General features: G+C 39.3%; 11 protein-coding genes and 1 riboswitch. Of the genes, 6 read left to right on the top strand and 5 right to left on the bottom strand.

The window, feature by feature from the left end:
- Positions 1–12: 12 nt before the first annotated feature.
- The 5 genes from ACZ5XR_RS22640 to ACZ5XR_RS22620 form a co-directional block, all read right to left on the bottom strand.
- A complete protein-coding gene (locus ACZ5XR_RS22640; RefSeq protein ID WP_464498732.1) occupies positions 13–426 on the bottom strand; it encodes a MarR family winged helix-turn-helix transcriptional regulator in 414 nt (137 codons plus the stop codon).
- A 227-nt stretch (positions 427–653) separates the two neighbouring features.
- Complete coding sequence (gene metH / locus ACZ5XR_RS22635) at positions 654–4124, bottom strand: methionine synthase (protein ID WP_464502411.1); 3471 nt, start codon at positions 4122–4124, stop codon at positions 654–656.
- Positions 4084–5943 (bottom strand): bifunctional homocysteine S-methyltransferase/methylenetetrahydrofolate reductase, encoded by a 1860-nt coding sequence (locus tag ACZ5XR_RS22630; protein ID WP_464498731.1) that lies wholly within the window; start codon positions 5941–5943, stop codon positions 4084–4086. Before ACZ5XR_RS22630 ends, metH begins: the two co-directional genes overlap by 41 nt.
- Positions 5940–7127 carry a cystathionine beta-lyase gene (gene metC / locus ACZ5XR_RS22625; protein ID WP_464498730.1) on the bottom strand — a complete coding sequence of 396 codons (1188 nt, stop codon included), beginning with the start codon at positions 7125–7127 and terminating at the stop codon, positions 5940–5942. The genes ACZ5XR_RS22630 and metC overlap by 4 nt, the downstream gene beginning before the upstream one ends.
- A complete protein-coding gene (locus ACZ5XR_RS22620; RefSeq protein ID WP_464498729.1) occupies positions 7127–8239 on the bottom strand; it encodes a methionine biosynthesis PLP-dependent protein in 1113 nt (370 codons plus the stop codon). Before ACZ5XR_RS22620 ends, metC begins: the two co-directional genes overlap by 1 nt.
- Positions 8240–8400: 161 nt before the next feature.
- Positions 8401–8516: riboswitch (SAM riboswitch) on the bottom strand.
- 400 nt (positions 8517–8916) lie between these two features.
- Between ACZ5XR_RS22620 and ACZ5XR_RS22615 the strand changes: the two genes are divergently transcribed.
- The 6 genes from ACZ5XR_RS22615 to ACZ5XR_RS22590 all read left to right on the top strand — a co-directional run bounded on the left by ACZ5XR_RS22615 (position 8917) and on the right by ACZ5XR_RS22590 (position 14058).
- Positions 8917–10857, top strand: a complete 1941-nt coding sequence (locus tag ACZ5XR_RS22615) for a lasso peptide isopeptide bond-forming cyclase (RefSeq protein ID WP_464498728.1) — start codon at positions 8917–8919, stop codon at positions 10855–10857.
- Positions 10858–10871: 14 nt separating this feature from the next.
- Positions 10872–11006 carry a paeninodin family lasso peptide gene (locus ACZ5XR_RS22610; protein ID WP_464498727.1) on the top strand — a complete coding sequence of 45 codons (135 nt, stop codon included), beginning with the start codon at positions 10872–10874 and terminating at the stop codon, positions 11004–11006.
- A gap of 155 nt (positions 11007–11161) precedes the next feature.
- Positions 11162–12094 (top strand): aldolase, encoded by a 933-nt coding sequence (locus tag ACZ5XR_RS22605; RefSeq protein WP_464498726.1) that lies wholly within the window; start codon positions 11162–11164, stop codon positions 12092–12094.
- Positions 12094–12384, top strand: coding sequence for a lasso peptide biosynthesis PqqD family chaperone (locus tag ACZ5XR_RS22600; RefSeq protein WP_464498725.1), 291 nt, complete (start codon positions 12094–12096; stop codon positions 12382–12384). Before ACZ5XR_RS22605 ends, ACZ5XR_RS22600 begins: the two co-directional genes overlap by 1 nt.
- Before the next feature lie 31 nt (positions 12385–12415).
- A complete protein-coding gene (locus tag ACZ5XR_RS22595; RefSeq protein ID WP_464498724.1) occupies positions 12416–12886 on the top strand; it encodes a lasso peptide biosynthesis B2 protein in 471 nt (156 codons plus the stop codon).
- Positions 12883–14058, top strand: coding sequence for a nucleotidyltransferase domain-containing protein (locus ACZ5XR_RS22590; protein WP_464498723.1), 1176 nt, complete (start codon positions 12883–12885; stop codon positions 14056–14058). The genes ACZ5XR_RS22595 and ACZ5XR_RS22590 overlap by 4 nt, the downstream gene beginning before the upstream one ends.
- Positions 14059–14068: the final 10 nt, after the last annotated feature.

Below are 14068 nucleotides of genomic sequence, written 5' to 3'. Positions count from 1 at the left end.
TCATTCACTCCTTTATAAAAGTCCATTTAACCATGAGCTTTGCAATTTGTGCAGTTCTTCTTGTGAGGATTCCGGAAAATCCTTTAATAATACCTGGTTCAATTCAGTTACAGCTTTTTCCCAGCTTGGATACTCCTGTAATGCTTCTTCAGTTAATTGGATATGTTTTTCCCGCTTATCTTGGCCAGGGATCTGCCTGACATATCCCTGTTTGACAAGCCTCTGGATGGTTCGGGTCATCGGTGGTGCCTCGACGAATAAATAATCACACAGCTCTTTTTGGGTTAACGAACCTTTCTTTTTTAAAACAAAAATTACGGCCCACTGCGATCCGTATAATCCCATTGGTTTCAATACTTCATTAAGCTTATTGGTAAGGTGGCGTGAGAGTTGGTGAAGAGTATGGAATAATTCGTGGCTATACAAGAAAAGTCACTCCGTTTAATAATTAGTTACCTAGGTAACTATATGACTTTTTAATAGAATTGTCAAGATTTAGACACAATTTAAGTCTATGAATGGCTGCTTCGCGGAATTAAAGGGGATACCCGCGGAAAAGTTCCGAAAGCCTGCGGAATTAACTCAGAAGTCCGCGGAAAAAACAAAAAATCCCGCGGAATTATCACCCAACTCCGCGGGATTACAAACAATCATCATCTTAACACATTAAAATACCTAGCCTCTGGATGGGCAAATACAATCGCTGAAACCGAAGCCTCAGGCTCCATCATGCAACCATCTGTAAGCTCAATCCCAATCTCCTCGGGCTGAATTAACTTAAACAGCTTCTTTTGATCTTCTAAATTCGGGCACGCCGGGTAGCCAAACGAGAAGCGCTGTCCTTGATAATGGGCAGCAAACCGGTCTTGCATAGTAAAGTCAATTGGATCCGGAAAACCCCAGCGATCGCGCATTTGCCGGTGAATCAGTTCGGCAAAACCTTCAGCTGTTTCAAGTGCCATTGCTTGAAGGGCGTGGCTTTCCAAAAAGCGTCCTTCCGCTTTAAATTGATCCGCCCGTTGACGAACACCTTTCCCAGCCGTAACGGTAAAGAACCCGACATAATCCTTCTCACCGCTATCGACGGATTTCAAGAAATCAGCAAGACATAAATAGGGGGCCGATTCCTGACGAGGAAAATCAAATGTTTCAATGATCTGTTCCGGATTTTCCGGGTCAAAAATCAACACTTTATTTCCATCCGATTGTGCAGGGAAAAACTGATAAACCGCCGCAGGAGTAATCCAGCCTTCTGCGTTTGCATCAGCAATCAATTGATCGACAATTCCTTTTACCTTCAAGGCTTTTTCATCTTTTTGAGCCAGTAAATTGGAGATTTTTCCCTTTACCCCAAGATGGTGTCCAAGAAGCATTTGCATGTTAATATACGGCTCAATATGGGAAAGAGAGTACGATCGTAACAAATGCCTTTTTGTATCCTTAGGAATCAATACTGGTACTTCTGTTGATACCGTTGGCTTCGGTTTTACCGCCACAGATACAGAGGACACTCGTTGAAACTCTCTTGGTACCTCTACCGCTGCAAGCTTTTTACTTCTTTCTTCTAAAAGATATTCATACTCCTCAGGATTTTGCACCTGATTCGCAAGCGATAACCCTGTCATTGCATCCTTTGCATAAAGGACAAGCCCATCATATTCCTTGGAAATTTTCGTATCGGTAAATTTCCTTGAAAGCGCCGCACCGCCGACCAGGATCGGTGTGGAGATTCCTGCTTCTTTCATATCCTGAGCGGTTAATACCATTTGTTGGGCCGATTTCACAAGCAAACCTGATAAGCCTACGATATCAGGTTTTTCATTGCGAATCGCCTGTACCAAATCAGTTGGAGAAACCTTAATCCCAAGATCAACCACTTGATACCCATTGTTGCTAAGAATAATATCGACAAGATTTTTCCCAATATCATGCACATCACCTTTAACGGTAGCCAAAAGGACCTTCCCTTTTGAAGCGGAAACATCGCCTTTTTCCATATAAGGCTCCAAATAGGAAACAGATGCTTTCATCACTTCAGCACTTTGGAGGACCTCGGCAACAATCAACTGATTGTCATTAAATAGCCGTCCGACTTCCTTCATGCCGTCCATCAATGGGCCGTTAATAATATCAAGTGGGGCAGGATATTCCGCAAGTGCGAGCTCCAAGTCCGGCAGTAATCCTTCTTTTGTCCCTTCCACAACATAATAGGCAAGCCGCTCTGCTAAACTCATGTTGGGAATGGTCGTCTTGGCCTCTTTCTTTTTGCCACGATAGAATTCGGTGAACACCGCTAAAGTTTCATCTGTTGTGTTAAAAAGAAGGTCCTCTGCCAGTGCCACTTCCTCTTTTGAAATGGAAGCAAACCGTTCCAGTTTTTCGGTATTGACAATCGCATAATCAAGCCCGGCCAATGTACAATGGTAAAGAAAGACGGAATTTAATATTTCACGGCCGACAGGAGGTAGACCGAAGGAAACGTTGCTGATACCCAGAATCGTTTGGACTCCAGGAAGCTGCTCCTTGATCATCCGAATTCCTTCCACGGTCGCTTTCGCTGAGCCAATGTATTGTTCATCTCCGGTGCCAACTGGAAAAACAAGCGGGTCAAATATCAAATCCTGAGATTTCAAACCGTATTTATGAACTAACAGGTCATGGGATCTACGGGCAATTTCAAGCTTCCGTTCTGCAGTTACACCCATGCCGGTTTCATCAATGGTTCCAACGACAACAGCCGCACCATAGCGATGAATTAACGGAACCACTGCTTCAAAACGTTCTTCTCCATCTTCAAGGTTTATCGAATTAATAATCGCTTTTCCTTGTGAAAATTTAAGAGCCTTTTCGAGTACCTTTTCATCTGTAGAGTCAATTACAAGTGGAACTTTAATTTTCTTGACGGCTTCTTTAATGAAATTTTCCATGTCTACAATCTCGTCGCGATCCGGATCGGCGAGGCAAATATCAATGACTTGGGCACCGCCTTTTACCTGTGCACGGGCAATTTCAGAAGCTTCCTCAAATTTCCCTTCTGTGATCAATCGCTTAAACTTTCGTGACCCAATGACATTGGTCCGTTCACCAACCAAGATTGGACGCAGTGTTGGATCATCATAGATAAAGGGTTCGATCCCGGACACCATATGAACAGAAGAAGGGCTGAATTCGCGTGGCTGATAATTTTCCATTGCTTCTGCAATCGCCTTGATATGCTCTGGAGTTGTGCCGCAGCAGCCGCCAACGATATTAAGCCAGCCATGTTCCGCAAAATCAGCGAGTTTTTTCGAAAGAGTTTCCGGTGTTTCATGATAATGGCCTTCTTCATCCGGCAACCCGGCATTCGGGTAGCAGCTAACTGCGACGGACGATAAATTGGCTAAAGAGCGAACATGGTCCTGCATGAATTCCGGTCCGGTTGCACAATTTAAACCAACCGCAACAGGGTTCATATGTTCAACAGAAATATAGAAGGATTCAATCGATTGACCGGCAAGCGTCGTGCCCATTGGTTCAATCGTTCCTGATAACATCAGCGGCAATGTTTTGCCCGTTTTTTCAAAGGCACGCTGAATCCCTGTAAAACCAGCTTTCACATTCAGCATATCCTGGCTTGTTTCAAGCAGCAGCAAATCAACACCGCCATCAATCAAACCAATTGCCTGTTCCTCGTAGGAAGCAGAAAGCGCATCGAAGGTGGTACCACCGGTGACACTTAAAGTTTTCGTGGTCGGCCCCATGGAGCCTGCAACATAGCGGGGCCAGCTATCCGTAGAAATTTTTTGAATTTCGCCAATCGCAATCATCGCGGCTATTTTATTAATCTCATAGGCTTTAAATCCAAGCCCATATTCATCCAACACAAGACTTGTCGCCCCGAATGTGTTGGTTTCGATAATGTCTGCCCCGGCTTCCAAGTATTCTCGATGAATATTGGCAATTACGGAAGGAGCGGTTAAGACTAAGTTTTCATTACAGCCCTCAAATTCCTCACCGCCAAAATCGGCAGCAGTGAGATTGGCCCGTTGGAGCATCGTGCCCATCGCACCGTCCATAATAAGAATTCGTTTTTTGAGTTGGTCTTTAAATGGTGTTTTCGGCAAAGCTGTTCCTCCTAACCTCATTCGCACGCTGACGGGCATAGAGTGCAAGCTCCGTCGTTATTTCATAGCGTAAAAATGGCGTAATTAAGTAAATTCCGTTAAATAGATCAAGTGCTGCATCAATTAGTGATTTCGTAATAGCAATCCCTTCGCGCACTGCTTGAAGCGGGTTATCATTCAATTTTTCCATCCGGCTACGAATCGAATCGTCAATCTTGATTCCCGGCACTTCGTTATGAAGGAACTCCGCATTTTTACTGCTTAACAGCGGCATTAAACCTATATAGATGGGTGCTTCTAAATGTTTCGTATTTTCATAGACTTCAAGCAATTTTTTTTCTGAATAAACCGGCTGCGAAATAAAATAATCAGCCCCAAACTGAATCTTTTTCTCAAGCCTCTTCACCGCCTTTTCGAGTGTGCGGACATTTGGATTAAAGGCAGCTGCGATACTGAAAGCTGTTTTTTGCCCAAGGTCTTTTCCGGAAAAAGAAAGACCTTCATTCAGCTGCTTAATCATTTGAATCAGCTCAAATGAGGAAACATCATATACGGACGATGCACCCGGAAAATCACCGACACGGGCAGGGTCACCGGTTATGGCTAGGACATCATTCAAACCTAAGGTATGGAGCCCCATCAGATGGGATTGCAGTCCAATGAGATTGCGGTCGCGGCAGGCAATATGAATGAGCGGCCTCATCCCTAATTTTTCTTTTGTTAAATACCCTAATGCTTCATTGGAGATTCGAACGGTTGCTAGGGAATTGTCCGCCAAAGTAATCGCATCAATGCCCGCTTCTTTAAGAGCCTTAGCTCCCTCGAAGAATTTTGTCGTATCCAGTTTTCTAGGTGGGTCTAATTCCACAATAACGGAAGGCTGTTTCTTCACTAACTCCTGTAGGGGAGGGTAGTCCCTTTCTGGTGTTGGTGATTCGACAATAATCTTCCGTTGTTTTAATTTTACGACTTTTTCGGTAATAGGAACAGTATTCTTTAATTCTGTAGCAAATGCCCGAATATGTTCCGGTGTCGTACCGCAGCATCCGCCAAGCAAGCGGACACCTTCATTGCGGAAGGCTATAGCGGATTTCCGAAAATACTCCGCATCCCCCTCATAATGAAATTTTCCGTCTGTATAGGTTGGAAGGCTGGCATTTGGATAAGCAGAAAGAAAAGCATGCTTTGGAAGTTCAATCTGCTCAAAGGTTAACAACATATGATGCGGACCGAGTCGGCAATTAAGTCCAATGACATCAGCGCCAAGACTTTCCAATCTTTTTAAAGCATCATTTACTGGTGTTTGGTTCTGTAAAATTCCCGGCTCTTGCAGAGATACTTGGGCAATAATCGGCAGCTTTGTTTCCTTCCTTGCGATGGTTAGAACCGTTTCCAGTTCCTCCAAATCATAAAAGGTTTCAAGCAACAAGCCATCCACGCCTTCAAGCAAGAGGCAGTACAATTGTTCACGAAAGCTCCGCTTAATTTCTTCTATAGTAACAGTGCTTGGTTTAATACCGCGGTTGCCGCCGATTGTTCCTATTACATAGGCATTTGATTGGGCGGCCAATTTGGCATTGCGGACAGCGGCACTGTTAATTTCCTTGACCGAATCCTCGAGGCCGTAGCGCTGCAGTTTTAAATAATTGGCTGCATACGTATTGGTCTGGATAACATCAGCACCAGCCTCGATATACGCTTTATGGATATTTTGGATTTGCATTGGCTCCGAAAGATTCAATTCTTCGAAACAGCAATCAGTGCCGTACGAGTAAAGAAGGGTCCCCATCGCTCCATCGGCGATTAAAATTTGATTTTCTAATTTTTCTAAAAAACTCATGATGACTCTCCTCTAAGTGGTACCAATTCTTTCACCTGCTGTAATGCCCACGAAAAATCTTTAATCAGATCATCAGGATTTTCAAGACCGACTGATAAGCGGATCAAGCTGTTGGTAATCCCGCGTTTTTCCCGTTCTGCCTGCGGCATCGCAGCATGCGACATCTTGGCCGGGTAGGATAAAATGGATTCCACCGCACCAAGGCTAACCGCAAATACAGGGATTTGGACATTCTCGACAAAGGATCGAAGTGCTTCTTCATCCTCTAATTCAAAGGATAAAACGGCCCCAGGACCGGCAGCCTGCTGTTTTTGCAAATCATGCTGCGGATGGCTTTCAAGGGCAGGGAAATAGACCCGTTTGATCAGTGGATGCGAATTTAGAAATTCTGCTATTTGGACAGCGGCCTTTTGCGATTGCTCCAACCGGACATGAAGGGTTTTTATCCCCCTAAGAACCAGCCAGGCGTCCTGAACACCAAGAACGGCACCAAAGGAATTTTGTAAGAAGCCAAGCCGTGCTGCTAAACTTTCATCTTTTACAACGGCAAGACCTGCGACAACATCGCTATGTCCTGATAAAAATTTTGTGGCACTGTGAAGCACAACATCCGCACCAAGCTCCAGAGGTCTTTGTAAAGCAGGTGTTAAAAATGTATTATCAACAAAGGTTAAGGCGTTCACTTCTTTTGCCAATTCAGAAATCGCTTGGATATCGGTCACTTTTAATAAGGGATTTGAAGGTGTTTCCACATAAAAAGCTTTCGTATTCGGCTGAATTGCCTGCTTTACTTGATGTATATCAGTCATATCCACAAAGGTATGTTCAATTCCGTAACGGGTTAATACTTGTGTTACCATTCGGAATGTACCGCCGTACACATCCTCGGTAATCACGATATGGTCGCCAGCTGAAAGCAGCAGGAACGCTGTTGAGATCGCTGCCATTCCCGATGAAAAGGCAAATCCTCTTGTTCCGCCTTCAAGTTCAGCAATCACCTCTTCCAATGCTTCCCGCGTCGGGTTCAAACTACGACTATAGTCATATTTGCCAAACTGATCAATATCAAATTGATGAAAGGTGGATGCGTGCTGGATCGGCACACTGACAGCACCCGTAACTGCATCAATTTTATGCCGATTATGAAGGAGCCTCGTTTCAAAACAATATGCTTCGTTTTCCATTAAACTCTCACTCCTTCTTTAATATTGGCAAATGCTAGCTCCAAGTCGTTAATAAGGTCTTCAGCATCCTCTATTCCTACAGAAAAACGCAATAAGCGATTGCAAACTCCTGCTGCAATTCGAACCTCTTCCGGAATATCTGCATGTGTTTGCGTGGCAGGGTAAGTGATAAAGCTTTCAGTCCCACCAAGGCTTTCAGCAAACGAAATCAATGAGAGTCCTTGCAAAAATGGATTGACCCATGTTTCCTCTTTTAAACGGAAGGAAAGCATTCCCCCTTTTCCGGGGTATAAAACATCAGTGACGCCTTCATGCTTTGAAAGGAATTCTGCTACTTGCTTAGCATTTTTTTCATGCTGTTTCATTCTAAGTGATAATGTTTTCATACCACGCATTAACAGCCAGGAGTCAAATGGACTGAGAACGGCACCTGCTCCGTTATGATGGAAGGCGAGCGCTTCACATAGATCTTTTCCTTTAGCAACAATGAGGCCTGCAAGTACATCATTATGGCCACCCAAATATTTGGTCGCACTGTGGATGACAATATCAGCACCAAGCTTGATCGGTTGCTGCAGAACAGGAGTATAGAAAGTATTGTCAACAATCAGCAATAATCCGTGTTTCTTGGCGATTTTCGAAACCTCGACAATATCCGATTGCTGCATGAGGGGATTCGTAGGAGTTTCAAGAAAGATGGCCTTCGTTTTAGGGGAAATCTTACTTTCAATCTCACTAGGACAACATGTATTCACATATTGACATGCCAATCCCCATTTTTTGTAGCCTTGCTCCAATAATCGGTACGTTCCACCGTATAAATCTTCACTAACTAGCCATTCATCCCCTGATTGAAATAAAGAAAGAATTGTAAGGATAGCTGCCATTCCCGAACTGCAGGCAAAACCTTGATCCCCGTCTTCCAAATCAGCAATCGTCTTTTCAAGAAGCTGTCGTGTTGGATTTCCTGTCCGTGAATAATCAAACCCTGTTGATTGCCCGATTCCTTCGTGGCGGTAAGCTGTAGAAAAATAAACAGGAGGATTCACCGTTCCTGTTACGGTTTCACTGCGATTTCCAATCTGAGCAAGCTTCGTTTCAATTTTGTACATTTCTAATCACTCCTCCTAGGTATCTAAAAAATTACTTTTTTATTAATTCTCCATAGTCTTATGTCTTGTTGATTCATCGCAGTAATCCGTTAAAGGGACAATATAATAAAAAAGCCTTCTATAAGAAGAAGACTTTTGTCAGTGTGACTGGTTCGTCATTCTTCTTATCTTGCAAATTAATTAATAATTTGCAGGACTTAGCACCTTTTCAATGAACAAGCCATTGAAGGTTGCTGAGGCGTCAAAGGGCCATTCCCTCAACCTCTCTTGATAAGAAATAAATATTTAGATTATTTATAAAATTTACTACAAATTGCGTGGGGTGTCAATTTGTTTTTTTAAAAATAAGAATTTCCGGTCAGAAAAAATAAACTAATTTATTTCCAATAAACTAGTTGACACCAAATAAAAGAGATGATAATTTTGATATACGGATTGTTCTTAATAAAGAACCTAATGATAAACAAAGCGATAAGTTTAGTAATATCTACTCGTTCATTTATCTGAAAATCAAGAGAGATTAATTTATTATTATAATTCTATGGGTAATTGTGCATTTGGTGTTCTATTTAAAGAACCTATTAATAAAGTTATAATTATAATTTCAAGATGAAATTTATAGCATAAAGCATGTAGAAATATACATACAGGCTTGTAAAGTTTGGCAGGAGGAAAAGATGAGCGCTATTGCTGGAATTTATCATTTAAACGATGAACCTATAAATCTTGAACATGGGATGCGAACGATGAAGGAATTGGAGAAATTCCCTGCAGATGATGTTCAAACATGGCATAGTGACAAAGTCTTTCTTGGCTGCCATGCCCAGTGGATTACCCCGGAATCCATTGGAGAAAAGCTTCCGTATTTTGATCAGGAAAGAAAGTTGGCCATAACAGCAGACGCAATTATTGATAATAGGGAAGAATTATTTGAAAAGCTACAAATTAAGAAATCCAAACAAAAATTAATAACTGACAGTGAGCTTATTCTACTTTCCTATGATAAATGGGGTGAGGATGCTCCAAAGTATTTAGTTGGAGATTTTGCTTTTGTGATTTGGGACGAGAGAGAACAGAAACTTTTTGGTGCTAGGGACTTTTCTGGAGCTAGGACACTATACTTTTATCGCAATCAACAATATTTTGCGTTTTGTACAGTCATATATCCACTATTATCTTTTCCTAATATAAAAAAAGAATTAAATGAAAAGTGGCTTGCAGAATATCTGGTAATTGGCGGAATGATTGACGCAGTTGATGCCTCAAAAACTCCTTATAAAAATATTGATCAGATTCCTCCGTCCCATAGCTTTACAGTTAAGAAAGGCAATATTAATTTAACTAGGTATTGTACTATGACTCAAGGGGTAAGGTTGAAATTAAAGTCAGATGAAGATTATATTGAAGCTTTTCAGGAAGTATTTCATAGAGCTGTTACGTCAAGGTTGAGGACTTATCGTAAAGTGGGATCCCAATTAAGTGGAGGATTGGACTCTGGAACTGTTGTTAGTTTCGCAGCTAAAGCACTAAAAAAAGAACACAAAACATTACACACTTTCAGTTATATCCCTCCAAATGATTTTAAAGATTTTACACCTAGGTATTTGTTGGCAGATGAAAGGCCATATATTAAAGCCACAGTACAACACGTTGGAGGAATTGAAGATCACTATTTAGATTTTGAAGGAAAAGACTCGTATTCCGAAATTGATAGTTTTCTAGAATTATTAGAAACACCCTATAAATTTTTTGAAAACTCTTTCTGGATAAAAGGGATGTTTGAAAAAGCTTATGAAGAAGGAATGGGTGTGTTACTTAATGGAGATAGAGGGAATTTTTCTATTTCATGGGGTTATGCAATGGATTATTATTCTCTACTTTTAAAGAAATTAAACTGGATTCATCTTTATAAAGAACTGGATCAATATTGTCGAAAAGTTGGTGGACCTAGACTTGGCAGGTTGCCCATTATCGCAAGAACAGCTTTTCCTATTATTGATCGTATAAATCCTAATTATAAAGGTTATAAGCTTCCTAAGCTTATAAATATTGAATTTGCAGAGAGAACAGGTGTATTTGATAGACTTAAAAAAAAGGGAATTGGTGAAACCGGGTGGTTTAATAATTCAGATCTTTTTAATGAGAGAAAGAGACATTTTAGTGATGTTTTCCAATGGAATGCAGGGAACTCTCTTTCTGCAAAATTGTCACTACGCTATCCATTATGGAGTCGTGACCCGACCAATGATATGAGGGTGATTAAATATTGTTTATCTGTACCAGAGGAGCAGTACGTGCAAAATGGTTTAGACCGAGCACTGATTAGACGGGCAACTAAAAATTATTTGCCTGATAAGGTTAGATTAAATCAACGAATACGAGGGGTACAAGGTGCTGACTGGGTTCATCGAATGGTGCCGCACTGGAATTCATTTAGAAATGAAATTGAAATGCTAAGGAAAGATGAAAGAGTTTTAGAATTTTTAAATGTTCAAGAGATTGAGGCAGCCATTAAAAGTCTCGATGAAAAACCTAGAATTGAAAGAGCACCTGACCCTAGCTATAAAATATTAATGCGTAGCCTAATACTCTATCGATTTATAAAACAATTTTCTTGAAAGGAGGTGATAGTATGAAAAAAGATTGGCAAAAACCAGTTTTGGAAGTGTTAGATGTTAAAATGACAAGACTTGGAGGAGATGGACAATATACTGATAAGGCATTTCCACAGGATACTCCTCAAAAAGATCTAACTTTTCACAGTTAAAAATTAAAAGTAAAGAATAAAGCTATTAAATTCACAAGGTACCATACATACGGAACCTTGTAGAACGAGGTTATTTAAAAATCAGTGTTAAGAGCCCTTATCAATAGAAAAATAAGGGCTTTTAATTTAACCATGGATATTTTGGAGTGAAAAGAATGCAAAATACTAAAACAAAGCTAGTATATAAAGCTTTTGGACTAATTATTAATAGTGAAATTCTATTACCTGAGTTACCCACTTTAGAAAATAAGGTTGAAACAACGGATTTAGAAATAAAAATTCAAGATTTAACAAATCTTTGGAATAAGTTATCACACATAAAAAAGGAGTTTAAAATTTTTGAAAATAAAGTTTTATTTCGGGTCCCCACAATTGCAACCTTTTACATTCAAGACGGAAAAAAAATAGTTATTTCCCCGTTGGAAGAATATGATGAGGATGTTGTACGGCTTTATCTCCTTGGAACTTGTATGAGTGCAATCCTGATGCAAAGAAAGATATATCCTTTACATGGGAGTTGCTTGGCGATAGAGGGAAAGGCATATGCTATTATAGGTGATTCTGGCGCTGGAAAGTCAACACTTGCCTCAGCATTTTTAAGTGAAGGATACCAACTTTTAAGTGATGATGTTATAGCTGTGTCTATTTCAAATGATAATTTAATACCTATTGTAACTCCATCATATCCACATCAGAAACTTTGGGAAGAGAGTTTGGAAATTTTTGGGGTGGATTTTAGCAATTATCGTTCTATTTATGGTAGAGAAACTAAGTATACAGTTCCAGTTTATTCAAATTACTTCTCAAACCCACTTCCTTTAGCAGGTATTTTTGAATTGGTAAAGTCGGATGATAAAGAAATTAAAATAAATAAAATTGAAAAACTTGATAGTTTTTATAGATTATTTTATCATACCTTTCGAAATTTTCTAATTCAGGATTTAGGGCTGATGGAATGGCATTTTCATACCACCACAAGAATACTTGAAAAGATGGAAGTCTATTCAATAAAAAGACCAATTCATGAATTTAGTACCAATAAATTAATATCAACAATCTTAAATATAATAAACAAGGAGGTCAAATAATGTATAAAAGTATTTCATTAAACCAAACTGTTTCCCAAGTAAAAGGCAATATCGTAAGTAATATGGGCGGAGAAAAAGTTATGTTAAGTGTGAGTAAAGGAAAATATTACAATTTAGGTGAAATTGGCGGTGAAATTTGGGAACTTATTGAAGAGTCAGTTGCAATAAATCATATAATATCAAAGTTGCTTTCAAAGTTTAATGTTGAAAGGTCTGAATGCGAAGAACAAGTTATTTTCTTTTTAGAACATCTATTAGAGGAAGGGTTAATCGAAACAACAGTTTTATAGTCCAAAAAATTTGTTGAAGTAGGGACGCTGAATGGATATTTTTAGAAAAGTGAAAGCTTTTTTGTTACTAAAAAAAAATACAAAGCTTTTAATGTTAGAAGCTTTTTTTCTCCTTGGCTGGGCTCGGTTACTTAAAAGTATGTCATTTTCAAAAGTTGCTCCTTCCTTTGGAAAGTATATGGAAGAGACATCCTTTAATGTAGATGAATCTAGAATACAGGTGTTAAAAGATATTTCTCATGCTGTAAATCTTATGAGTCTTAATACATTTTGGGAATCTATGTGTTTAGTAAAAGCAATAGCTGCAATGAAAATGCTTGAAAGACGTAAAATTGAAAGCACACTGTATTTAGGAACTGCAAAAGATGAGACTGGAAAGCTAGTTGCCCATGCATGGTTGCGAAGTGGGCCATTTTATATTACCGGCTATGAAGTGATGCATAAGTTTATTGTTGTAAGCAAATTTGCTAAAGAAATTAGGAGTTTGAAGGTGGAACCATGAAGAAAAAATTGAATCTCAATTTAGACACCATTCCCAAAGAGCTAAAATTAATACTTAATCTTTTAAAAACAGAAGATAAAATTGAATTAATAGAAGAGCTCCAAGATATTGATTGGCAGTACTTTCAAGAGCTTGCATTTCATCATCGGATTTATCCATTACTTTATGAAAATGTAAAAAGGCTAGCGGTAGATTTTATTCCTCCATTTATAATTCAACACCTTGGTGATGCATATAAGAGGAATACCTTTGAAATGCTACATTTAAGCGGAGAAATGGAATATTTAGGTAATGTTTTCGATGAAAATCAAATCCAAATGCTTGTTTTAAAAGGCCCGGTACTAGCAAAAGATCTATATGGAGATATTTCCCTTCGAACTTGCAAGGACTTAGATATTCTTGTTTCAATTCACGAATTAGAAAATGCTGATAAACTTCTTCAAAAAGAAGGATATATAAAAAGAGATTATATTAATATGTCATTAGATGATTGGAAGTGGAGAAATCATCACATTGAATATTTCAACCCAATAAAGAGAATAAATGTAGAAATTCACTGGAGACTGAATCCTTTTCCAGGAGGTGGTCCAAGTTTTAAGGAATTGTGGGAGAAAAAAAGAAAAAGCTCACTCACCAATAATCCTATTTACTTTTTAGGGAGAGAGGATTTATTTTTATTTCTTGTTTCACATGGATCCCGACATGGTTGGTTTCGCCTTCGATGGTTATTGGATATAAATCAAATGATAAAACAGGATTTAAATTGGAATTATCTTATTAAAGAATTAAGAAGACATCATTACCTTCCTGCAGGGGGGCAAGCAATGGTGTTATCATCATGTTTACTAAATACTCCCATTTATAAAGAAATGGAATATATAGTTAAGGGAAGAAACCCTCAAAAGCTGGCACAAGCGGCTATTTTTTATTTGGAGAGAATGTTAGATTTACATACTGAACCAGTACCTAAGGATGTTGATGTTTATCATAAGAAGCACTTGTTTTGTTTAATGACGATGAGCCAAAGGTGTCTATATTTCCTAAGCTTTTTATATCCTTATCCCCTTGATGTAGAAACATTACCCTTACCCAAAAAACTTCATATATTATATTTTCCATTACGTCCTTTTTTATGGATATGGAGAAAAACAAAGAAACATGCGTTACCCTAGGAGGAAGTAG

This window comes from Neobacillus sp. Fa239, assembly GCF_055395235.1.
Note: the sequence above shows the minus strand (reverse complement) of the source record. Positions and strands in the feature narration are given on the sequence as shown.